Annotated in this window: 18 protein-coding genes and 3 pseudogenes; 4 read left to right on the forward strand and 17 right to left on the reverse strand. The window is 70.3% G+C overall.

All coding sequences use genetic code 11. From position 1 onward, the window contains the following. Nucleotides 1-92: 92 nt before the first annotated feature. The 8 genes and pseudogenes from fdxA to AC3ERS_RS18535 form a co-directional block, all read right to left on the reverse strand. On the reverse strand, nucleotides 93-428 hold the full coding sequence (fdxA, locus tag AC3ERS_RS18500; protein WP_431969116.1) for a ferredoxin: 336 nt from the start codon (nucleotides 426-428) through the stop codon (nucleotides 93-95). After that, the gene (locus tag AC3ERS_RS18505; protein WP_431969118.1) at nucleotides 425-1,201 is read right to left on the reverse strand and encodes an ABC transporter ATP-binding protein; all 777 of its coding nucleotides are present in this window, start codon (nucleotides 1,199-1,201) and stop codon (nucleotides 425-427) included. Before AC3ERS_RS18505 ends, fdxA begins: the two co-directional genes overlap by 4 nt. After that, nucleotides 1,198-2,073, reverse strand: a complete 876-nt coding sequence (locus tag AC3ERS_RS18510; protein WP_431969120.1) for an ABC transporter permease — start codon at nucleotides 2,071-2,073, stop codon at nucleotides 1,198-1,200. The genes AC3ERS_RS18505 and AC3ERS_RS18510 overlap by 4 nt, the downstream gene beginning before the upstream one ends. Before the next feature lie 34 nt (nucleotides 2,074-2,107). Beyond that, the gene (locus AC3ERS_RS18515; protein WP_431969122.1) at nucleotides 2,108-3,529 is read right to left on the reverse strand and encodes an ABC transporter substrate-binding protein; all 1,422 of its coding nucleotides are present in this window, start codon (nucleotides 3,527-3,529) and stop codon (nucleotides 2,108-2,110) included. 21 nt (nucleotides 3,530-3,550) lie between these two features. Then, a complete protein-coding gene (locus tag AC3ERS_RS18520; protein ID WP_431969124.1) occupies nucleotides 3,551-3,778 on the reverse strand; it encodes a 4Fe-4S dicluster domain-containing protein in 228 nt (75 codons plus the stop codon). Then, nucleotides 3,778-6,443 (reverse strand): annotated as a pseudogene (locus tag AC3ERS_RS18525) (fumarate reductase/succinate dehydrogenase flavoprotein subunit). The gene AC3ERS_RS18520 and the pseudogene AC3ERS_RS18525 overlap by 1 nt, the downstream one beginning before the upstream one ends. A gap of 11 nt (nucleotides 6,444-6,454) precedes the next feature. Further along, nucleotides 6,455-7,240, reverse strand: a complete 786-nt coding sequence (locus AC3ERS_RS18530; RefSeq protein ID WP_431969126.1) for a GntR family transcriptional regulator — start codon at nucleotides 7,238-7,240, stop codon at nucleotides 6,455-6,457. A 134-nt stretch (nucleotides 7,241-7,374) separates the two neighbouring features. Then, complete coding sequence (locus AC3ERS_RS18535; RefSeq protein WP_431969128.1) at nucleotides 7,375-8,292, reverse strand: LysR substrate-binding domain-containing protein; 918 nt, start codon at nucleotides 8,290-8,292, stop codon at nucleotides 7,375-7,377. A gap of 120 nt (nucleotides 8,293-8,412) precedes the next feature. Between AC3ERS_RS18535 and AC3ERS_RS18540 the strand changes: the two genes are divergently transcribed. Together AC3ERS_RS18540 and AC3ERS_RS18545 are read left to right on the forward strand one after the other, a co-directional pair. After that, complete coding sequence (locus AC3ERS_RS18540; protein ID WP_431969130.1) at nucleotides 8,413-9,501, forward strand: YeiH family protein; 1,089 nt, start codon at nucleotides 8,413-8,415, stop codon at nucleotides 9,499-9,501. Between the two features lie 79 nt (nucleotides 9,502-9,580). Next, on the forward strand, nucleotides 9,581-10,225 hold the full coding sequence (locus AC3ERS_RS18545) for a histone deacetylase (RefSeq protein ID WP_431969132.1): 645 nt from the start codon (nucleotides 9,581-9,583) through the stop codon (nucleotides 10,223-10,225). A 163-nt stretch (nucleotides 10,226-10,388) separates the two neighbouring features. Here the strand turns inward: AC3ERS_RS18545 and AC3ERS_RS18550 are convergent. The 9 genes and pseudogenes from AC3ERS_RS18550 to AC3ERS_RS18590 all read right to left on the reverse strand — a co-directional run. Further along, nucleotides 10,389-10,787, reverse strand: a pseudogene (locus AC3ERS_RS18550) (acyl-CoA synthetase); the annotation flags it as partial. Between the two features lie 114 nt (nucleotides 10,788-10,901). Beyond that, a complete protein-coding gene (locus tag AC3ERS_RS18555; RefSeq protein WP_431969134.1) occupies nucleotides 10,902-12,047 on the reverse strand; it encodes an acyl-CoA dehydrogenase family protein in 1,146 nt (381 codons plus the stop codon). A 241-nt stretch (nucleotides 12,048-12,288) separates the two neighbouring features. Next, nucleotides 12,289-12,885 (reverse strand): annotated as a pseudogene (locus AC3ERS_RS18560) (alpha/beta hydrolase); the annotation flags it as partial. A gap of 180 nt (nucleotides 12,886-13,065) precedes the next feature. After that, complete coding sequence (locus tag AC3ERS_RS18565) at nucleotides 13,066-13,926, reverse strand: lysophospholipid acyltransferase family protein (RefSeq protein ID WP_431969136.1); 861 nt, start codon at nucleotides 13,924-13,926, stop codon at nucleotides 13,066-13,068. A gap of 341 nt (nucleotides 13,927-14,267) precedes the next feature. Further along, nucleotides 14,268-15,704, reverse strand: coding sequence for a GTPase HflX (gene hflX / locus AC3ERS_RS18570; protein ID WP_431969530.1), 1,437 nt, complete (start codon nucleotides 15,702-15,704; stop codon nucleotides 14,268-14,270). 168 nt (nucleotides 15,705-15,872) lie between these two features. Continuing rightward, a complete protein-coding gene (gene dapF / locus AC3ERS_RS18575) occupies nucleotides 15,873-16,754 on the reverse strand; it encodes a diaminopimelate epimerase (RefSeq protein WP_431969531.1) in 882 nt (293 codons plus the stop codon). 31 nt (nucleotides 16,755-16,785) lie between these two features. Beyond that, nucleotides 16,786-17,622, reverse strand: coding sequence for a TrmH family RNA methyltransferase (locus AC3ERS_RS18580; protein ID WP_431969139.1), 837 nt, complete (start codon nucleotides 17,620-17,622; stop codon nucleotides 16,786-16,788). Next, entirely contained in the window at nucleotides 17,619-18,629 is a 1,011-nt protein-coding gene (miaA, locus tag AC3ERS_RS18585) for a tRNA (adenosine(37)-N6)-dimethylallyltransferase MiaA (protein ID WP_431969141.1), read from the reverse strand. The genes AC3ERS_RS18580 and miaA overlap by 4 nt, the downstream gene beginning before the upstream one ends. After that, the gene (locus tag AC3ERS_RS18590; protein ID WP_431969143.1) at nucleotides 18,626-19,387 is read right to left on the reverse strand and encodes a class III extradiol ring-cleavage dioxygenase family protein; all 762 of its coding nucleotides are present in this window, start codon (nucleotides 19,385-19,387) and stop codon (nucleotides 18,626-18,628) included. Before AC3ERS_RS18590 ends, miaA begins: the two co-directional genes overlap by 4 nt. Nucleotides 19,388-19,652: 265 nt before the next feature. Between AC3ERS_RS18590 and AC3ERS_RS18595 the strand changes: the two genes are divergently transcribed. Both AC3ERS_RS18595 and AC3ERS_RS18600 read left to right on the forward strand, forming a co-directional pair. After that, entirely contained in the window at nucleotides 19,653-21,032 is a 1,380-nt protein-coding gene (locus AC3ERS_RS18595; RefSeq protein ID WP_431969145.1) for a DUF349 domain-containing protein, read from the forward strand. 60 nt (nucleotides 21,033-21,092) lie between these two features. Next, the gene (locus AC3ERS_RS18600) at nucleotides 21,093-21,695 is read left to right on the forward strand and encodes a VanZ family protein (protein ID WP_431969147.1); all 603 of its coding nucleotides are present in this window, start codon (nucleotides 21,093-21,095) and stop codon (nucleotides 21,693-21,695) included. Nucleotides 21,696-21,700 lie beyond the last annotated feature (5 nt).

The raw sequence follows: 21,700 nt of genomic DNA on the forward strand, positions 1-21,700 counted from the left end.
GTCGGCATCGGACTTCATCAACGCGTCGGCGGCGTAGATCCCGGCCGGTCCGGCGCCCACGATCGCAATGCGGAGCGGACGTTGCGGCGCGCTCACGACCGATACTCCGCCACGTACGGCGTGTCGACCCCGAGCTCCCCGATCTTCGCGGCGCTGCCGGGAGAGCCGAGCGCGGCGTCGTGGCCGGGCAGCGGCTGGTCGAAGAACCGGGCGTTCTCGGCCACGAAAGCCCGTTGCCCCTCCGGGATGTCGGCGTCGAGATAGATTGCCTCGACCGGGCAGACCGGCTCGCACGCACCACAATCCACGCATTCGGTGGGATGGATGTAGGCCATCCGCCCTCCGGTGTAGATGCAATCCACGGGGCATTCCTCCACGCACGCCCGGTCCATGACGTCGACACAGGCGGCGCCGATCACGAAGGTCATGACGCGCTCCTCACTTCGATCGCCGCGTCGGCGGTCTCGCCGAGCGCGGCCAGGATTTCGTAACGCCTGCGGGCGAATTCGGGTTCGAACCGGGCGCCGGGCGCCCTCGGGTGTTCGATCTCGATGACGCGCTGGATGCGGGCGGGCCGCGGCGTCAGCAAGACGACGCGGTCGGCGAGCAGCAGCGCCTCGTCCACATCGTGGGTGACGAACAGGACGGTGGTCTTGTGCCGCTGCCACACCGAGATCAGCAACCGCTGCATGTCCGCGCGCGTCTGGGCGTCCAGTGCGCCGAACGGCTCGTCCATCAGCAGCACCCGCGGCTGCGCGGCCAATGTGCGGGCCAGCTGCACCCGCTGACGCATGCCGCCGGACAGCGCGCCGGGCAGGTGGTCGCCGTAACCCGCGAGACCGACCTGGTCCAACAGGTCGAGCGCTTCGGCACGGCGTCGCCCGCGCGGCACGCCCCGCAATTTCAGCGCGAATTCGACGTTCTTGCGTGCCGAGCGCCAGGGCAGCAACGCATCCTCCTGGAACACCATGGCGCACTGGTCGGCCGCCGCACCGACGGTGGCGCCGTCCACCGCGACGGTGCCGCCGATCGGCGGGAGCAGTCCCGCCATGGCTCGCAGGATGGTGGACTTGCCGCAGCCCGACGGCCCGAGCAACACCACGATCTCTCCCGGATCGACCGCGAGATCGACTTCCGCGGCGAGGCTTTCGCCGTAGGCGATGCGCAGACCGGTCAGGCGCACGGCCGCTCCGGCGCTCATCGGACGGCCCTCGGCAGCCAGCGGTTGACCCGGCGGCCGACCAGTTCGACAAGGAAGGCGGTGGCCCAGCCGAGCACGCCGATGGAGAGCATGCCGACCACCACGCTCGGATAGTCGAGCAGACCGTAGGACTGCCAGGTGAAGTAACCGATGCCGAACTGGCCGGAGATCATCTCGGCGCTGATGACGCAGATCCACGCGACGCCCATGGCGACCGAGAGCCCGGAGAAGATGCCGGGCAACGCACCGGGCAGCGCGATCTGGAACAGGATGGTCCCGCGGCGTGCTCCGAGCGTGCGGGCCGCTTCCTCCCACACCTTGGGCAGGGCGTGCATGGCGTGGATGGTGCTGACCGTCACCGGGAAGAACGCGGCGAAGAACGTGATGAACACGATGCCCTGCTCGCCGGTGGGGAACAGCAGGATGGCGAGCGGTACCAGCGCGATCGCGGGAATCGGGCGGAACACCTCGACGACCGGTCGTACCAGCGCGCTGACCAGCGCCGACCGGCCGATGGCCATGCCGATCAGCACGCCCGCGACGGTGGCGAGGCCGAAGCCGACCAGGATGCGCCGGGTGCTGGCGAGGATGTTGCTGTAGTACGACCCGGTGCCCAGCTGCGCGCGGAAGGACTCGAACACCGCGCCGGGTGTCGGGACCTTGTCGAAGCGCAGCCAGAACACCACCTGGTTGGTGGTCAGCAGGTACCAGAGCAGCACGAGCGCGGCCAGCGGCACCGCGGTGAGCAGTGCGGCACGAAGCTTGGGCGGCACGGGGTTTCGGAGGGATTGCCCGCTGCGCGGGCGGGTCGTGGTCACGGTTTCGGTGGACGCGGCGGGTGCGGCGGAAATCGGCTCCGCGGATACCGTCATGGTTGACCTCCTCGATCTCGAAAAGTGGTGCGGATCAGCGCGCCTGGAGTGCGGCGCGGTAGTCCAGGACCGTGCTGCCCGGATGGGCGCCCGCGTAGCGCTCGGCATCGGCCGCGACGGCGAACGGCCGGAGCCGCTGCTCGGGCGCGCCCGCCGGATCGCTGACCCAGGTGGCGGTGGCGGCGAAGATCCGGATGCCGGTCGCGGCGTCGGGCACATAGGCGGCGCGGACCTCGCCGCCGCGCTCGGCGATCTGGCGCAGCAGACAGCTCGGCGTCCTCGCGACCGAGGTGCTGTCCTGTCCGGCGAACCACACCTCCGAGGCGGTGGCCGGATCGTCCAACGTCCCTCCGCAGACCGGGTCGACGCCGGTCAACGGGCTGGGCGGGGCGATGTCGGCGCGCTCGGCGTCGTAGTCGGCGCCGTAGAGCGCGCGCAGATACTTGTCCTCGACGAACTCGTCCAAGTTCAGATCGGCCAGCGCGCCAAGGCTTTTCAGGAACGGCAGGAGCCTGCCCAGCCCGTCGACGAGCGGCTGCTTGATGGTCGGGTCGAAGCTGACCAGACCGTGCGGCCCGTTGTACAGGTAGACGACCTCGGCCGGTATGCCTGTGATCTCGGCGACGCGCTGCGCCGCGGCCAGCGGGTTGCGATTGAGATAGTCGGTCGTTTCACGCTGCGCGGCCAGGAACGCCTCGACGACCTCCGGGTGCTCGACGCCGAATCGCTTGGTGGACACCACGGCGTGGAACGTCGGGATGTTCGCGCTGCCGCCGTCGTAGAGCAGCCGGGCCTTGCCGTCGAACACCAGCTTCTGTGGCCACGGCACGAACTGCGCCAGCGCGGCGACCTGATCGCCTTGCAGCGCCGAGGCGCCGACGGGCGGATCCTGGCCGAGCAGTTTCACGTCGTCGAGGCTCATCCCCGCGGCGGACAGGCCGGTGGCGAGCATGCCGTGCGCGGCCGAGCCGACGCTGGTCGAGACCACTTTGCCGCGCAGGTCGGCGAGCGTGGCGGCTGGCGAATTCACCGGAACCACCACCTGATTCAGCGAACCGCGCAGATTGTAGCCGGTGACCGCGATCAGCTCCGAGGCGACGTCGGGATGGTCGCGGGTCTTGGAGCCGTTCACCAGGATCGGGGCATCGCCCATCGAGCCGATGTCCACCTGACCGGCGAGCATCTGCGCGGTCAGCGGCGGGCCGGAGGCGAAGTCCTTCCACTCCACGCGGTAGCGCACGCCCTTGGCCTTGCCGAGTTCGGCCAGCTTGGCCTCGAAGGCGCCGCGGTCGCGCAGCAACGTGCCCGCCGTGACGGTGTTGATGGTCTTGGATTGGTAGCCGATGTCGACGGTGATCGTGTTGTCGTCGCCGCCGGAGCCGCAGCCCGTGAGCAGTGTGGTCGCGGTGACGGCGCCGAGCAGCAGGGCCGTGAGCCGGGTGGATGGTGTCCTCATCGTGTGTTCCTCCGCCCGGATTCAGCGCAGCAGATAGGGGATGTTCACGGTGACCGCCCCGACCGGGCAGCGCGCGGCGCACGGTCCGCAGTACCAGCACTCGTCGACGTGCATGTACGCCTTGCCGGTGTCGGAGTGGATCGCGAGCGAGTCGAGCGGGCACATGTCGACGCAGAGTGTGCAGCCGTCGATGCACTTGGCCTCGTCGACGGTGACTGGGACGTCGATACGGGTGTTGACCTGGGCCATCAGAGTTCCTTTCCGGAGTTGGCTATGCCGATGCGTGCGAAGGCGCGGACATCGGCGTCCGGGTCCTCGAGTGCGGTGCGGAGGGCGGCGGTGACCTCCGGTCGTTCGGCGATCCGCTCGGCCAGACCGCGCACGGCGGCTTTGCGGACGTCGAGATTGCCGTCGGTGACGGCCGAGATCAGCCGCGGCGCGGCGAGATCGGGGTCGGCGACGGCCAGTGCGATCGCCGCGCCTTGGCGCACCTGCCAGGCGGGATCGTCCAGGGCGGCCGCCGCGACGGCCGCGGCGTCGTCGCCGCAGCCGGTCCGGGCGAGCGCGGTCAGCGCGGCGGCCCGAACCAACGGGTCCTGGTCGCCCGCCAGCCGGATCAGGGTCGCCGCGCCGCGCGGATCGCCCACCGCGGCAACGCCTTTCGCGACCGCGATGCGGACGTTCGGCGCCGGGTCGGCGGCCGCGGCATCGAGTTCGACGAGCGCGTCCACCGAGGTGAAACCGGCCACCACGGTGCGGCGCACCTCGGCGTTGGCGTCGGCGAACCAGCTGGACAGTTCCGCGGCGTCGGTGCGGCGGTGCCGCCACAGCGCCTCGATCGCGGCGGCGCGCACCGCGGGTTCCTGCGCCGTCACCGCGACATGCAGGGCCGCGTCGAATTCCGTTCCCGCGACCAGGACTTCGAGCAACTCGGTGAGCAGACCGATGGCGGCGTGGCGCACGGACACATCCGGATCGGACAGGCCCGCCGCGACCAGCGGCGAGGATTCCGCCCACTCTTCGGTGGTCTCGCTGAGCACCGAGAGCGCGGTGCGGCGCACCTCCGGATCGGCGTCGGTCAGGAACGGCCTCAGCTCGGACAGCTGCGGACACTCGTCGGCGAGGTCCATCAGCTCGAGCAGCCGGGCGCTCATCGGGCGCTCCACGCGCCGACCAGCTCCGGCGCCGCGACGTCGGGAACGCCGTCGGGCCGCGTGAAGCCGGGCACCGGAACGATGTAGGGCGCCACCGGACGGGTCAGGAACCGCATGTCGCCGGACTCGCCGCGATAGAGGTTGAGGTGGCAGAACCATTCCGCGTCGTCGCGCGCGGGCCAGTCGGAGCGCTGATGGTAGAGCCCCCATCGACTTTCGGTGCGCCGCAACGACGCCCGCGCCGCCATCTCCGCGCAGTCACGGATGAATGTCACCTCGGCGCACCGCATCAGCTCGTGCGGGGTGTGCCCGCTCATCTGGGAGATGTCGGCGTGCATCCGCTCGAACGCCGCCAGGCCGAGGGTGAGGTAGCTCTGTGTCTTCGGGGGTTGCAGGTAGTCGTTGACGAAGCGGCGCAGTTTGTATTCGACCTGCTGCTGCGGCGGACCGTCCGGATTGCCCAGCGGACGGTAGATCAGCGCGTGCGCCGCCTCGATCTGATCCTCCGGCAGCCCGGGTCGCGCCGCGCCGCGAGCGTATTCGCTCGCGCTCTCCCCCGCGATGTCACCGTAGACGAAGGCGCCGATCATGTAGTTGTGCGGCACCAAGGCCATGTCCCCCGCCGCGTACAGACCCGGCACGGTGGTGGCCGCGTGCTCGTCGACCCACACGCCGGACGCGGAATGTCCGCTGCACAAACCGATCTCGGAGATGTGCATCTCGATGTCGCTGGTGCGGTAGTCGGTGCCGCGACCCGCGTGGAAGGTCCCGCGGGTCGGGCGCTCGGTGGTGTGCAGAATGCCCTCGATCTCTTGGATCGTCGCGTCGGGCAAGTGGCTCAGCTTGAGGTAGATCGGGCCGCGCGCGCTGTCGAGTTCCCGCTTGACCTCGGCCATCATCTGCCCGGACCAGTAGTCGCAGTCGACGAACCGGTTGCCCTCGGCGTTGACCTGGTAGCCGCCGAACGGATTCGCGACGTAGGCGCAGGCGGGACCGTTGTAATCCTTGATGAGCGGGTTGATCTGGAAGCACTCGATGCCGGAGAGCTCCGCGCCCGCATGATAGGCCATCGCGTAGCCGTCGCCCGCGTTGGTCGGGTTCTCGTAGGTGCCGTACAGATAGCCGCTGGCGGGCAGTCCGAGGCGACCGCACGCGCCGGTCGCCAGGATCACCGCGCCCGCCGAAATGGTGACGAATTCGCCTGTCCGCGTATCGAATCCGACGGCGCCGACGGCCCGGCCGTCCACCGTGAGCACCCGTACCGGCATCACCCGGTTGCTGATGGTCACCTTGGCGCGGACGTCGCGGGCGCGCAGGGTGCGATACAGCACCTTCTTCACGTCGCGGCCCTCCGGCATCGGCAGCACGTAGCTGCCGGATCGGTGCACCTTGCGCACCGCGTACTCGCCGTGCTCGTCCTTCTCGAACTTGACGCCGTAGCCCTCCAGCCGCTGCACCATCTCGAAGCCGCGGGTGGCGGTCTGATAGACGGTGCGCTGGTTGACGATGCCGTCGTTGGCGACGGTGATGTCGGCGACGTAGTCCTCCGGGCTCGCCTTGCCGGGCACGACGGCGTTGTTGACGCCGTCCATGCCCATCGCCAGCGCCCCGGAGTGGCGCACGTGCGCCTTCTCCAGCAGCAGCACGTCGGCGCCGTGCCTGGCCGCGGTCAGCGCGGCCATGGTGCCCGCGGTGCCGCCGCCGACGACGAGCACGTCGCAGCTCAGTTCTCGGCGTCCCGCGACAGGTGGAATGTCCATCGACATCCGGATCAGCCCCTTTCCTTCGGTTCGGCCGCACCGCGATTCGGTGTGACCGGGATGCGGTGCAGCCGGCCGGACAGCGAGAACCGGTCGCCGCGATAGCGCACGTACTCGAGGTCGATGGGCCGGCCGGAATCGGTGTAGGTGAGTCGTTCCAGGAACAGCAGCGGCGAGCCGGGCCGCACCGCGAGCAGACCGGCCACCGTCGGGTCGGCCGCGACGGCCTCGATGGACACCGCCGCCGAGCCGAGCGGCAGACCGAGTTCCGCCTCCAGCAGGCCGAAGACGTCGCAGCCGGTGAGATCGCACTCCAGCAGTGGCGCGCCGACGTCGGCGGTGAGGTAGCTGGCATCCAACGACAGCGGCGCGCCGTCGAGATGGCGGACACGTTCGAGCGCCACCACCGGCGTGCCGGGTTCCAGCTCGAGTCGCTCGGCGACGATCGGGGTGGCGGGTACGAGCTCGGCCAGCAGGACCGTGTTGACCACGCGGTCGCTGCCCGTCTCGAAGGTCTCGGCCAAGCCGCGCAGGCGGTCCAGGCCCTGCACGGCCTTGTCGGCCACCACGAACGTGCCCGCGCCGGGAACCCGGTCGACGAGTCCCTCGTCGCGCAGCAGGGCCAGCGCGTCGCGCACGATATTGCGGCTGGTGTCGAAGTCGGCCGCGAGTTGGCTCTCCGAAGGCAACGGCCGGTTGCCGTAGACACCGCTGCGAATGCGCGCCCGCAGAATGTCCCTCACCCGCCGAGCGGGCGCCGAGCGACGTCCGGTGCCGGGATACGTTCTGGCTGTCATGCGGCAAATGCTGGAAACGGATCGTTACGCGCGACGTTTCCGGCGATTACCGGATGGTTACGCCAGTTCCGGATCCCGGCGCAGGTCTTCCACCTGCGAAAACACCCGAGCCCTCCCGAGTATCACCAGTTGACTCAGCTGTCCGATTCGTTGCGCGCGGCGATCTCGGCCAGCAACTTCGCCGGACCGGCGGGCGGGAAACGCGACCGCCAGACCGCGCGGAACTGCCGGGTCAGCGCGGTGGCATCGGTCAGCGGCACCTGGACGAGCGTCCCGCGCTCGAGTTCGGGCGCGGCGATCAGTCTGCTGACCACCGCGGGCGCCACCGCCGCGCGGGCGGCGGCGAGGATCGTGGCCGCCGAGCCCAGTTCCGAGGCAGGTCTTGCGGGCTCGCCGTGGACGCCGAGCACCTCCCAGACCGCATCGCGGGTCCCCGATCCCGGCTCTCGCCAGAGCAGTGGCGTGGCGGTCAGTTCCCGCAGCGACAATGGCCTGCGGCGGCGCGCCCACGGATGGGCGGGCGCGACCACGACGACGAGTTCGTCGGTGCCGAGCACCCGGCTGCCGAGATCCGCGGGCGGATGCGGTCCCTCGACGAACCCGATATCGGCGGCCTCGCTACGGACCAGGTCCATGACCTGGCTGCTGTTGGCCACCTCCAGCGCGACCGTCACCTCCGGGTGGATGCCGCGCAGTGCCTGCAACCACTGCGGAATCCGATGGTCGGCAATGGTTTTGGAGGCCGCCACGCGCAATCGCGGGACGCTGCCCGCGCGCAGGGCGGCAACCGCCACGCCGAAGGAGCGGGCGGCCTCGAGCACCGGGCGCGCGTGATCGACCACCGCGCGGCCCGCCTCGGTCAGCGCCGAACCGGTCGGCCCACGGTCCAGCAGCCGCAGGTGCAACCTGCGTTCCAGCGCGCTGATGCGCATGCTGGCGGCGGGCTGGCTGATGCCATGGCGGCGCGCGGCCGCGCCGAGGCTGCCGAGTTCGGCGACGGAGACGAGCAGATCGAGAACATCCAGATCGGGCGTTCCCGGCGGCAGCGTCATGGGCACCGATTATGGGCCCGGCGGCGGCCCGGAGCGTGGTGGACGGACATAAGCAGATCTTATGAGGTCCTCCGAAAGCGCTCTCTACCTGGGTGACATGCGCGGCGCGAGGGTGAAAGCGTGTGCTGCTTTCCTCGCCTTCTGCCCGGGCTGGCGCTGGTCGCCGGGCTCGCCACCGCCGCGACGCTGATCGGCCGGGCCGCGCCCGTGATCGGAGCGCCGGTGTTCGCGCTCGCTGCCGGGGCGCTGGTCGGGCTCGCGCGCAGGCGGTCGGTGGACGAGGACGGCGTGTTCGGGCCGGGGCTCGCGGTGACCAGGCAGCGAGTGCTCGGGCTCGCCATCGTGCTGCTCGGCCTGGGGCTGCCGTTCGGCGCGGTGCTGAGCGTGGGGCGGCAGACGGCGGTGGTGCTGGTCGGGACCGTCGTGGCGGGCGCGGTCGCCGCGGTCGTGGTCGGCAGGATGCTGGCGCTGGATCGGGAGTCGGCGACGCTGGTCGCGGTGGGGACGACGATCTGCGGCGCGTCGGCGATCGCGGCGGCGACCGCGGTGATCAAGCCGGACCGGGAGCGGGTCGCCTACGCGCTCGGCACCATCTTCGTCTTCAACGTCCTTGCGGTGCTGGCCTTTCCGCCGCTCGGCCGACTGCTCGGCATGTCCGAGGAGGCGTTCGGGCTGTGGGCGGGCACCGCGATCAACGACACCTCGTCGGTGCTGGCGGCGGGCGCTATCTTCGGGCCCGCGGCGGCGCAGTTCGCGGTGATCGTAAAACTGGTGCGCAGTCTGCTGATCGTGCCGATGTGCGTGGGGTTGCATCTGGGGCAGCGCGACACCGGGAATTCCGGCAGTGGGCGACGCGGCGCCAGGCAGCACGACGCCGGCCAACCTGACGCTGGGCGACGCAGCGCCGGGCAAGCCGAGGCCGAGACCGACCACCGCCGCGCGGCATGGCAAGTGGTGCCGCTGTTCGTGGTGCTCTTCGTAGCGGCCTCGGTGATCGCCGGATTCGGGTTGGTGCCCGAATCGTGGTCGGGGCCGCTGGGCGCGGTGAGCGCGTGGTTGATCGCGGCGGTGCTGGCGGCGATCGGGACGTCGCTCTCGTGGCAACGGGTGCGCACCGCGGGCGTGCGGCCGCTGATATTCGGCGGGGCGCTCGGGCTGGCACTCGCCGTGTCGTGCTTGGGTTTGCAGCAGCTCACCGGGTGGCTCTGAAGTATTCGGGTGACGAGAGCCACTCTCAGCGCCCGCCGTCGTCGGGCAGGCGCCCGTCGGAACGAGGGACAATGGCAGGGTGACGTGCCTCGTGTGGTACGCCGCCTACGGCTCGAACATGCATCACCGCCGCCTGCACTGCTATCTCGAAGGCGGCAGGCCCGAAGGCGGCGCGATCGAACTGCCCGGATGCCGCGACCGTTCCGGCCCGCGGCGGTCCCGCCCGCTCGTGCTGCCCGGCCTGCTCTACTTCGCCACCGAATCGCTCACCTGGACCGGCGGCCGGGCTTTCTACGCGCCGGACGCCGCGGGCGAGACGGCCGTCCGCGCCTACCTGCTGACGGCCGCGCAGTTCTCCGACATCGTGGCCCAGGAGATGTATCGCCCGCCGGGCGAGGATCTCGACCTGACCGAGGTGCTCGCCGACGGTCGCACCACCCTCGGCCCCGGACGCTACGAAACCCTGGTCCGCGCGGGCACTCTCGACGGCCACCCGATCCTCACCTGCACCGCCCCCTGGCGCCACACCGACCTTCCCGGCAACCCACCCGCCCCCGCCTACCTGCGCCACCTCGCCGCGGGCATCACCGAATCACACGGCTGGCCGCTCCCCCGCACCGCCGCCTACCTCGCCACCCGTCCCGGCGCCGACCTGCACTGGACTCCCACCTCCGTCGCCAACCTCCTCCGCACCACGGATCCCCCGCCCGTTCCCGCCGGATAACGCTCGCCCCGGAAAGCGTCCGGCGGCGCCCTCGAAGACCAGGCTTCCCGCCTTGTCCACGATTTCACCGATGGCCTCGTCCGCGTTCAGCACTCGGCCGTGTTCGTTCAGCCGGCGGTTTCGCAGTCCCGCAGAGTTTCGGGATCGACCACCGCTACTAGGTGCGGTGTTTCTCCACCAGCTCCGCGTAGGCGGGATCGTCCACGACCAGGAACCGATCGTGTTCCAGCCCCACATCCAGATCGCGCAAGCGACGCATCCCCGCCGTATCGGTGACGACGATCTGGCAGTCCACGGGTCGGATGTCGTCTTCGAGCTGAGCGGTGCCGCGGGTCGGATTGATGCCTGCCACGGTGGCGCCCGCCAGCGCGGCAGCGCCCAGCCAGAAGCTGAAGTCGGGGACGTTGTCCAGCAGCACGCCGATATGAAAAGGCCCCTCGCGCCGCAACTCCCGAGCCAGTGCCGCGCGTGCGGCCGATTCCCGCACCACCGCGTCCCATGTCCAGTCGCGGGCGCGCGTGCGCAGCCCGAGCCGATCGTCATCGAGCCGGTCCAGCAACATCGACGCGATGTCCCCGTGCCGTGCCGTGCGCCCGTCCTTCACGCCGAACACGTCCGCCCCGGAAACGGGTCCGGCCGCACGGTATTCCGTGCGGCCGGAGGCGAAAGGCAGAGATCAGGCCAAGTTCAGGGAGCGGCCGATGATCTCCTTCATGATTTCGGTGGTGCCGCCGTAGATGGTCTGGATGCGGGCATCCATGTAGGCCTTGGCGATCGGGTATTCCTTCATGTAGCCGTAGCCGCCGTGCAACTGCAGGCAGCGGTTGATGAGGTCGAGCTGTTCCTCGGTGCTCCACCACTTGGCCATGGCGGCATCCTCGGCGGAGAGCTTGCCCGCGTTGAGGTCGTCGATGAAGCGGTCGACCATGATGCGCACGGCCGTGGTCTTGGTGGCCAGTTCGGCGAGCACGAAGCGGGTGTTCTGCAGCGCGCCGATCGGCTTGCCGAACGCCTTCCGGTCGCGCACGTACTGGCAGGTCATCTCCAGCGAGGCCTCCATGGCGGAGGCGGCCATGACGGCGATGGACAGTCGCTCCTGGGGCAGGTTGTGCATCAGGTGGATGAAGCCCATGCCCTCGGTGCCGAGCAGGTTCTTGCCGGGCACCCGCACGTCGGTGAAGCTGAGCTCGGCGGTGTCCTGGGCCTTGAGGCCGATCTTGTCCAGGTTGCGGCCGCGCTCGAAGCCCGCCATGCCGCGCTCGACCACCAGCAGGCTGAAGCCCATGGCACCCTTCTCGGGGTCGGTCTGGGCGACGACGATGACGATGTCGGCGTTGATGCCGTTGGTGATGAAGGTCTTGGCGCCGTTGAGGATCCAGTCGTCGCCGTCGCGCACCGCGCGGGTCTTGATGCCCTGCAGGTCCGAGCCGGTGCCGGGCTCGGTCATCGCGATGGCGGTGATGATCTCGCCGGAACAGAACCCGGGCAGCCACCGCTGCTTCTGCTCGTCGTTGGCCAGCTCCAGCAGGTACGGCGCGACGACGTCGTTGTGCAGCGAGAAGCCGAGGCCGGAGTACTGGCCCTTCACGCACTCCTCGGTGATGACCGAGTTGTAGCGGAAGTCCTTCACCCCGCCGCCGCCGTACTCTTCCGGGACGGCCATACCGAGGAAGCCCTGCTTGCCCGCCTCCAGCCAGACCGCGCGATCGACGATGCCCTGCTCTTCCCACTTCGCGTGGTTCGGCGCGACGTGCTGATCGAGAAACTTGCGGAACGACTCCCGGAACAGATCGTGTTCGGGCTCGAACAGTGTGCGCTCCACACCAACCTCCTAGTGACCACACCGGGCGGTCCACACCGACCCGTCGTTACCGCATACGTTACCCGGAGCACGAATGACAGTTCACTTCACGTCTGAAATTCGCGCGCTCACCTGGCATGGGTAGCGCCATCGTCGACATATTCGCGCCGATTCCCGACAAACCTGAGCACCTAGGTTTCAATAGCTTCTCGCTATTGAAACGAGGTCAGGCGGGAAGGTCGAGGCCCTTGGCAAGCACCGGCCACGACGCGACGAGCGCGTCCTCCCAGGGCATGTTCGCCGTGTCACCGCCGCCGGTGGCCACGACCGTTCTGACGAAGTTGTAGCCGACCGGGTCGCTGATCTGAGCGCAGCCGCTGTAGGCCGCGACCGCGCGGTAGCGTCCCGGCGCGGCGATCGGCAGTTGCAGCACCGAGGTTCCCGACATCGAGAGTCCCGCGATGGCATTCGTACCGTTCGCGCCCAGCGCGCGATCGATCAACGGCGGCAGCTCGTCGGTCAGGAAGGTTTGCCACTTGTTGACTCCGAGCACGGGATCGGGCGCTCGCCAGTCGGTGTAGTAGGTCCACGCCCCACCGACCGGCTGGACGACGTTGACGTTCTTGTCGGCGAGGAACTCCAGCGCGGTGGTCCGCTGCTGCCAGGTGGCCGTATCCTGACCGCCGCCCGCGCCGTCGAGCAGGTACAGCGTCGGGCGTGGCGCCGAGGTGTCGGCCGCACGCTGGACGTCGATCTCGATCGTCCGGTCCATGGCGGCCGAGTACACCTCGAGCCGCAGGCTGCGGCCGTCGAGCACGGTGCTGCCGGTGATGCGGGAGGCGTTGGCGCGCAGTGACATTCCGGATGCGGCGAGCGAGTCGTTCGTCGTCGCCGCCGCGTTTCCGGCGACCGTCGCGGTGACGCCGCAGACGAGCACGGCCGCGCCGGCCGTGACGGCCGATCTGATTCTTCTCCTGCTCATCTCCCCACGCTACGTACCCGTAGCTGAGAGATTGCCAAGCTGATTCTTGGTATTGGCTCAGAAAGGCAGCAACCCGCGCACCCGGCCGACCAGGGTGCGGCCCGCGTCGCGCTCGCGCTCGGCGAACAGGAACTTCAGCTCCTCCTCGAGCCCCTTGCGCACCACATCACGCAGATCGGTGGCGGCGGCGTCGAGATCGTCGGCGTCGCGCCAGGGCGCCGGATCGATCGGCGCGCCCGCGGAGAAGTAGAACCGTTCGGGACGGGGGATCGGCGTCGGACCCAGACCGCGCAGCAGCGGCGGGGTGAGCTCGCGCTTGAGACCGAGCGCCTCGACCGTCCAGCGCAGCGGGCGCATCACCGGGTGGTCGCCGTCGAAGACGATGTCGTAGGCGTCGTCCACGCCGATCATCGCGACCGGCACGATCGGGGCGCCCGCCTCGATCGCCATCCGCGCGAAGCCGCTGCGCCCCTCCCACTTGAGCAGGTACTTCTCGTTCTTGCGGCGCACCGCCTCGCGCCCGCCGCCGGGGAAGACGATGACCGCCTCGCCCCGCGCGAGCAGCGCCATGCAGTTGTGCCGGTTGCCCCGGACCGCGCCGTAGTAGTGCAGGAAGTGGCGCAGGCCCGGCACCGCGATCAGCACGTTCTCGGCGAGGCCGCGGATCAGCCTGCCGCGGCGGCGCAGCACCTCGGGCATGAGCAGCGGAGCGTCGATGCCGCCCATCAGATTGTGGTTGCCGACCAGCAGCACCGGGCCGTCGGCGGGAATGTTGTCCAGGCCGTAGAAGCGTGGACTCGTCCAGGCTCGCAGCGGTGCGAGCAAGGCTTCGATCAGCCGGATGTCGGTCTCGTCGAGACGCACCTCGAGTGGCGCCCCGTCGGTCAACACCACCGCGGTAGGCGAGGATTCAGGCATAGGTGGCTACCCCATCGCATGTCGGATCCCAGCACATCGTCGTACGGAATTTCACGTCCCCTGCGCCGCAATCGAATACGGCTTCGGGCCCACCCTACCCGATGGCTTTGGAACACGTTGCAACACGGGCGATCGATTTGTGTGGCCGGTCACAACACCGGCTTGCGCCGAATCGGCGGCCCCGCAGCAATTCGACGTCGAATCCCCTTGTGGCCGAACGTAGTCCGAGCGCAGATCGAACACCGCCGTACAGAGATCCGACACGTCACGTCCGGCATCCGCCGGAGACCGAACGTGACGGTCGGTTCTATTTTCCGTCCCTCGGCGGAGCGCACCGCGGGCTACCCTTCGATGGGCGCCGCGCCGTCGCCGCCCGCGTGGGCGTATTCCGAGAGCGCCGCGGCCAACGCGTGCGGTACCCGCGCCCTGACCCTGGTGCCCGACTCCTCGTGGGTGGAGGACAGGATCCGGCCGTCGGCGTGAATGCGCGCCAGCAGATCGCCGCGGGTGTACGGCAGCAGCACGCCGACCTCGACGTCCAGCCCGCCGAGCACCTCGGCCAGCCGGTCGAGCAGGCTGTCGATGCCCTCGCCGGACTGGGCCGAGACGAACTCGGCGTCCGGAAGCAGGGCGCGCAGCTTGGTCAGCTCCATCGGATCGACGGCATCGATCTTGTTCAGCACCAGCAGTTCCGGCGGGGCGGCCGAACCCTGCTCCTTGATCACGTCGGTGATCACCTCGCGCACGGCCTTGATCTGCTCCGCGGGCAGCGAGTCGGAGCCGTCCACCACGTGCAGCAGCAGATCGGCGCCGGTGACCTCCTCCAGGGTCGAGCGGAACGCCTCGACCAACTGGGTCGGCAGGTGCCGCACGAACCCGACGGTGTCGGTGAACACGACCTCGCGGCCGTCGTCGAGGTCGGCGCGCCGGGTGGTCGGGTCCAGGGTCGCGAACAGCGCGTCCTGGACCAGAAGACCCGCGCCGGTGAGCGCGTTCATCAGGCTGGACTTGCCCGCGTTGGTGTAGCCGACGATGGCGACCTGCGGGATGCCCGAGGACGAGCGCCGCGCCCGCTTGGTCTCGCGGGCGGTCTTCATCTCCCGGATCTCGCGCCGGAGCTTGGCCATGCGCTCGCGAATGCGGCGACGGTCGGTTTCGATCTTGGTCTCACCGGGACCGCGCAGACCCACGCCGCCGTTGCTGCCCGCACGACCACCGGCCTGCCGGGACATCGACTCACCCCAGCCGCGCAGCCTGGGCAGCATGTACTCCATCTGGGCCAGGGCGACCTGCGCCTTGCCCTCGCTGGAGGTGGCGTGCTGGGCGAAGATGTCCAGGATCAGGGCGGTCCGGTCGATCACCTTCACCTTGACCACCTTCTCCAGCGCGGTCAGCTGGGCCGGGGTCAGTTCACCGTCGCAGATGACGGTGTCGGCGCCGGTCTCCAGCACCACGGAGCGCAGCTCGTCGGCCTTGCCGGAACCGATGTAGGTGGCCGGGTCCGGACGGTCGCGACGCTGGATCAGCGCCTCGAGCACCTCCGAACCGGCGGTCTCGGCGAGCGCGGCCAGCTCGGCCATGCTCGCCTCGGCCTGGGCCACCGAGCCCGAGGTCCACACGCCGACCAGCACGACCCGTTCCAGGCGCAGCTGCCGGTACTCGACCTCGGTGATGTCGGTGAGCTCGGTGGACAGACCGGCGACGCGGCGCAGCGAGCTGCGTTCGTCCAGCTGCAGCTCGCCGACCGTCGGCTCTTCGGTCCAGCCGTTGCGCTTCATCCGGGCGGCACGTTCGGCCACCACGTCACCGGAGCGCTCGGTGTCGTCGGCCGAGTCGACGAAGTCGTCGTCGGCCGGATTGATGTCATACGTCTCTGAATTCCTCATACACCATCCATGCTGCCACGGTACGACCACCGGGCGCATTCCGTTATTCGCCGGGCGCGCTCAGCGTCCGTTCCACCAATCTTCGGCGAGCGTGCCGGTGGCGACCAGCACAGAGGGCCCGCGCAGCCATGCCGACCCGCTTTCGAGGCCCACCGTGACCGCGCCGCCGGGCACCCGGACCGTCACCTGGCCGGTGTCCTCGGCGATGCGGAAGCCATCGGCGGCCAGCGCCGCCGCGGCCGCCGCCACAGTTCCCGTTCCGCACGAACGGGTTTCGCCCACACCGCGCTCGTAGACGCGCATGTCGACCGCGCGGTCCGCGTCCAGCGGGGTCAGGATCTCGACGTTCACCCCGTGCGGGAAGAGGTCGGGGTCGTAGCCGGGCGAGACGGTCAGATCGAGCTTGCCGAGCGCCTCCGCCGACAGCCCGGCGTCCACGCAGGCCAGATGCGGATTGCCGACATCGATGCCGATCCCCGGATACGGCCAACCCGCGATGGTCGCCGTGGATTCCCCGAGTTCCTTCACCCGGCCCATCGTGACGGTCACCTCGCCCTCGACCGGGCCGCCCGCGTGCACGGTGACCGGCCGGGCGCCCGCCCTGCTGCCCACTACGTACTCCGCGCGCGGCTCGCGACCGGTCGCGGCCAGGTAGTGCGCGAAGACCCGCACGCCGTTGCCGCACATCTCGGCCAGGGAGCCGTCGGCGTTGCGGTAGTCCATGAACCAGTCGTCCGCGCCGACGCCCTCGGGCAGGTCGGCGAGCACGCCCGCGTCCCGCAGCGCACCGGCCCGCGCGACCCGCAGCACGCCGTCGGCCCCGAGACCGCGCTGCCGGTCGCAGAGCGCGGCGACGCGGTCCGGGGTCAGGTCGAGCCGGACATCCTCGTCGGGCAGCACCACGAAGTCGTTCTGGGTGCCGTGCCCCTTCGTGAATTCGATGTCCGTCACGCGTGTGCTCTCCTCATGGTCGTCATCTGGCAAACGTCCGGCGCTGCCGGGAAATTTCGTACAGTGCCACCGCGGCGGCCGAGGGCGCGCCGAGCGAGCTCGCGGTGCCGCCCATCGGGATGGACACCAGGTCGTCGCACGCATCCTGCCAGGCGGCGCTCATCCCGCTGGTCTCGTTGCCGATGACCAGGATGGTGGCCTCGGTGAAATCGTGGTCGAACACCGCGTGCGTCCCGTGCTCGTCGGTGCCCACGATCCGGGTCGGAATGCCGCGCGCGATCTGGCGATCGCGCAGTTCGAGCACCTGGGCGGGCCCGGCGGCACGGTAGACGGGGACCGCGAACAGCGAGCCCGTGGAGGCACGCACCGAGTGCGGGTCGTACTGGTCGGCGCCGTGGCCGGTGACGATGACCGCGCACGCGCCGAAAGCGTCCGCCGACCGGATCAAGGTGCCGAGATTGCCCGGCGAGTTGGGCCGGTCGAACACCACGACGACCGGCGGGTCCTCGCCGGGTTCGCCGGGCTCGAAGGTCTCCAGCTCGGGCTGACGCGACATCGCGACGGCCACCAATTCCGGTACCCCGCCTGCCTTTTCGCCCAGCTCCGCCATCAACTCCGGGACCAAGCCAACCTGCGGCACGTCGGTGGTGTCGAGCACCTCCCTCGCCCAGCCGGACAGGTCCGGCGCGCCGAGCCGGTAGAGCAGCGTCTCCAGCGGCCACCCGTTGGCGAGCGCCTGGGTGATTGGGCGCACGCCCTGCACCAGGAACCGGCTGTCGCGGTGGCGCTTGGTGCGATTGTTCAGGTATGCCTGCCACACCTGCACGGAAGCGTTGCGGGTGCTGACGCGTCTGGTCACTGAGGGGTCCGTTCTGTGCTGTCGATCGCGCCCGGCGTTTCGATCGCGCGCGGCGTTCCGATCGCATGCGGTGTGTCGATTGCACTCGGTGTTTCGATCGCACTCGGCGTTTCGATCGCACGCAGCGCCGCGCCGAGCAGGTCAGGATCCGCGCCGTCCACCCAGCGCACCCGGGGATCGCGGCGGAACCAGGAGCGCTGCCTGCGCACGTAGCGGCGGGTGCCGATGAAAGTGCGTTCCTCGGCGTGGTTCAGGTCGTATTCGTTGTCCAGGTAGGCGAGGACTTGCGCGTAGCCGATGGCCCTGCGCGCGGTGACGCCCTCGCGCAGGCCCTGATCGATCAGTCCGCGCACCTCGTCGACCAGTCCCGTCTCGAACATCAGCGCGGTGCGTCGCTCGATGCGCGCGTCCAGTTCGGCGGTGTCGCGGTCGACGCCCAGGATGACGGTGTTCCAGCGCGGTGCGCCGATGGTCGGCGCCGAGGCCGCGAACGGCTGCCCGGTGAGCTCGACGACCTCCAGCGCTCGCACCATGCGGCGGCCGTCGGTGGGCAGGATGGTGGCGGCCGCGACCGGATCCGCCGAGCGCAGCGCCGCGTGCACGGCGGCAACGCCGTCGTCGGCCAAGACCCGCTCCCACCGGGCGCGCACCGCCGGATCAGTGGCCGGGAACTCCCACTCGTCCAGCAGCGCCTGCACGTACATCATCGAGCCGCCCACGATGACCGGCGTGCGGCCGCGGGCCATGATGTCCTCGACGTCGGCGGTCGCCGCGCGCTGATAGGTGGCCACGCTCGCGGTCTCGGTCACCGCGAGCACGTCGAGCTGGTGGTGCGGGATGCCGCGCCGTTCCGCGACGGGCAGCTTGGCGGTGCCGATGTCCATGCCGCGGTAGAGCTGCATGGCGTCGATGTTCACGATCTCCCCGTCGAGGCGGGCCGCGAGATCGAGTCCGAGATCGGACTTGCCGGTGGCGGTGGGGCCGACCACCGCGATCGGCACGCTCATCGCACCTCCCTCTCCGGTCGCCAGACGCTCACGTGATAGCCAACTCCGAACGGCGCGTCCCGGTAGTGGGTTTCGACGGATGGGTCCGACGGATCCGCGGCGAACAGACCGCCCAGGACTTGGTAGGCGGCCCGCCCCGATACGGCCAGCTCGGCGCACAGCCCGGGATCGAGCGCGCGCAGGGCCGACCGGTCGCCCGCGCTCAGCGCGCGGTCGAGCTCGGCTTGCAGCGGAACGGCGCGCTCGTCGAGATAGCCGGGCGATTTGACGGTCAGGGTGGCGGCGCCGTCGGCGACGACGAGGACGCCGCGCGGCTCGTCGTCGGCGTCCAGCTCCGCACGTAGCTCCGCGCCGAGCTCCAGGCACCGCGCGGGGGCGGTGTCGGGCGCGATCAGACGCGCGGTGGCGCGGGCAGCCGGCGCGACGCGCCCCCGCAACCATCCGGCGATCAAGGCGGGCAACGGAAGCTGCGGATCCGGAGCGAACCCGGGCGCGTCGGCCAGCGCGACCCGCACGTCCGCGCCGAAACCGCGGAAAGTTCCCGCCGATTCCGGACCGAGCACACCGTCTGCGGTCCCGATGCCGAGCACCGTCCACCGCTGCGTCACCGCCGCCAGCTCCCCGGCGGCGTTCAACGCGGCCGCGCGCAACACGGCGGGCGGGTCGGCCGGATCCGCCCCGGCTCCGAGCGCCGCATCGCCGCCGAGTTCGGGCACCAGGATCGGCGGCGACGGGACCAGGGCCGCAATACTGAACACGCGATAAACCGTATCTGTTCGGCCCGCGGGCCCGGCGCACGGCGGTACCGAGACGCCCGCCGGTCGGCTTCGAGTGTCTGTAGCGTCAATTCGCCCCGAGATTGATAGTGTCGACATGCGACAACCCAGGTCACCAGGGGTTGTCCGCCCGGGGTTTCATCTCGGAGAGAGCGTGGATCAATGGTCTCGAGGGCTCGGACCGGGTTCAATGGGATGAGCTAGGGCGTAACCAGGCAGCCGTGACGCGCGGCAGGGACGGAGAATGATGACCGACAGCAACGGAACCGCGAAGGCCACTCCCGGCACGACACCGCGCCCCTCCGGTGCCCCGAAGCCCGGTGGCCAGAAAACTCATCCCAAGCCCCACGCGGTCAAGCCCGCACCGGGCCCAGCCGATCAGCAGCACCCGCACGCGGTGGTCGTGCCCACCGTCACCGACCCCAGCCGCTGGGGCCGGGTCGACGAGGACGGCACCGCCTGGGTGAAGACGGCCGAGGGCGAACGGATTGTCGGCTCCTGGCAGGCCGGCGACGCCGCCGAGGGCCTCGAGCACTTCGGCCGCCGCTTCGACGACCTCGCCACCGAGGTCGCGCTGCTGGAGGCGCGGCTCGCCGCGGGCGCCGACGCCCGCAAGACCAAGGCCGCCGCGCTGGCGCTGGCCGAATCGCTGCCCACCGCCGCCGTCATCGGCGACATCGACGGGCTGGCCAAGCGGCTGCAAGCTATCACCGAGCACTCCGAGGAAGCGGCCGCGCACGCCAAGGAGGAGAAGGAGCGCGCCCGCCACGAGCACACCGAGCGCAAGGAAGCGCTCTGCGCCGAGGCCGAGCAGATCGCCGCCGAATCCACCCAGTGGAAGGCCGCGGGCGACCGGCTGCGCGAGATCCTCGACGAATGGAAGTCCATCCGCGGCGTGGATCGCAAGGTCGACGACGCGCTGTGGAAGCGCTACTCCAAGGCCCGCGAATCCTTCAACCGCCGCCGCGGCGCGCACTTCGCCGAACTCGACCGCGAGCGGGCCGCCGCCAAGGGCCGCAAGGAAGAGCTGTGCGTGCAGGCCGAGGAACTGTCCGGCTCCACCGACTGGGTCGGCACCGCCGCCGTCTTCCGCGACCTGCTCGCCGAGTGGAAGGCCGCGGGCCGCGCGCCCCGCGAGGCCGACGAGGCGTTGTGGCGGCGCTTCAAGAGCGCCCAGGACGTGTTCTTCGCGGCGCGCAACGCCGCGGTCTCCGAGCGCGACGCCGAGTTCGAGTCGAACGCGTCCGCCAAGGAGGAGCTGCTGCACGCCTACGAGCACATCGACCCGGCGACCGGACTCGATGCCGCCAGGGCGCAGCTGCGCGAGCTACAGGACAAGTGGGACGCCATCGGCAAGGTGCCACGGGAACGCATCCAGGAACTCGAGGGCAAGTTGCGGTCCATCGAGAAGCGGGTCCGCGACGCGGTGGACGCCCAGTGGCGGCGCACCGACCCCGAGGCCGTGGCGCGCGCCGCTCAGTTCCGCGAGAAGGTCGCCCAGTTCGAGGAGCAGGCGGCCAAGGCGCAGGCGGCGGGCAAGCAGCGCGACGCCGAAAAGGCGCTCGAACAGGCCAAGCAGTGGCGCGAGTGGGCCGAGGCCGCGGAGGGCGCCGTCAGCAACCGCTGACCCGCGCGCGATTCCGGTTGGCGGCCAACGTCTTTCGGCCGGGCCGGTAGCGTCGACCCGGTGCGACAGGTATGGGACGCGTGGGGCCACGTGCTGATCGTGTGGGCGTGCGCGGTACCCGCGCTGGTCGCGGCGATCGTCTCGATGACGCGATGGCGGACGCGCCGCGGGCTGACGCCGGAGCTCGCGCTGCGGTACACAGCGGCTGAGGTGGGCCTGGTCGCGGGCACCTTGCCCTGGGTGTGGATGATCCTGACACCGGTGGCGGGCGAAGGCGCGGTCAGCCTGGTGCCGCTGCGGGATCTCGTCGCGACGCTGAGCGATTCGCCGTCGAGCGCGGTCGTCCAAATCGGCGCGAACACACTGCTGTTCGTGCCGCTCGGCTTCTTCCTTCCGCTGCGCCTGCCCTGGTTCACGGGCGTCGCGCGGATGACCTCGCTCGGTGCGGCGGTGTCCGCGACGCTGGAAATCGCGCAGTACGTGTTCGATCTCGGCCGCGTGTCCTCCGTGGACGACGTGCTGATGAACGCCGCGGGCGCGGGCTTGGGCGCGCTGCTGGCCCGGATCCATGTCGCGCGACGCGAGGCCGGTCGCTCACGCAGCGCTCGCGTGCTCGCTCAGCTGGGCTGGGCTGGGCTGCTTGACGCAGCCCGCTCGAGGTGACGGCT

The sequence above is a fragment of the Nocardia sp. bgisy134 genome, assembly GCF_057708325.1.

What these genes read in the sequence shown, in the direction of transcription:
- fdxA (WP_431969116.1), bottom strand. Translation starts at nt 428, where the DNA reads ATGACCTTCGTGATCGGCGCCGCCTGTGTCGACGTCATGGACCGGGCG.
- AC3ERS_RS18505 (WP_431969118.1), bottom strand. Translation starts at nt 1,201, where the DNA reads ATGAGCGCCGGAGCGGCCGTGCGCCTGACCGGTCTGCGCATCGCCTAC.
- AC3ERS_RS18510 (WP_431969120.1), bottom strand. Translation starts at nt 2,073, where the DNA reads ATGACGGTATCCGCGGAGCCGATTTCCGCCGCACCCGCCGCGTCCACC.
- AC3ERS_RS18515 (WP_431969122.1), bottom strand. Translation starts at nt 3,529, where the DNA reads ATGAGGACACCATCCACCCGGCTCACGGCCCTGCTGCTCGGCGCCGTC.
- AC3ERS_RS18520 (WP_431969124.1), bottom strand. Translation starts at nt 3,778, where the DNA reads ATGGCCCAGGTCAACACCCGTATCGACGTCCCAGTCACCGTCGACGAG.
- AC3ERS_RS18530 (WP_431969126.1), bottom strand. Translation starts at nt 7,240, where the DNA reads ATGACAGCCAGAACGTATCCCGGCACCGGACGTCGCTCGGCGCCCGCT.
- AC3ERS_RS18535 (WP_431969128.1), bottom strand. Translation starts at nt 8,292, where the DNA reads ATGACGCTGCCGCCGGGAACGCCCGATCTGGATGTTCTCGATCTGCTC.
- AC3ERS_RS18565 (WP_431969136.1), bottom strand. Translation starts at nt 13,926, where the DNA reads ATGCCTGAATCCTCGCCTACCGCGGTGGTGTTGACCGACGGGGCGCCA.
- hflX (WP_431969530.1), bottom strand. Translation starts at nt 15,704, where the DNA reads ATGAAGCGCAACGGCTGGACCGAAGAGCCGACGGTCGGCGAGCTGCAG.
- miaA (WP_431969141.1), bottom strand. Translation starts at nt 18,629, where the DNA reads ATGAGCGTGCCGATCGCGGTGGTCGGCCCCACCGCCACCGGCAAGTCC.
- AC3ERS_RS18595 (WP_431969145.1), top strand. Translation starts at nt 19,653, where the DNA reads ATGACCGACAGCAACGGAACCGCGAAGGCCACTCCCGGCACGACACCG.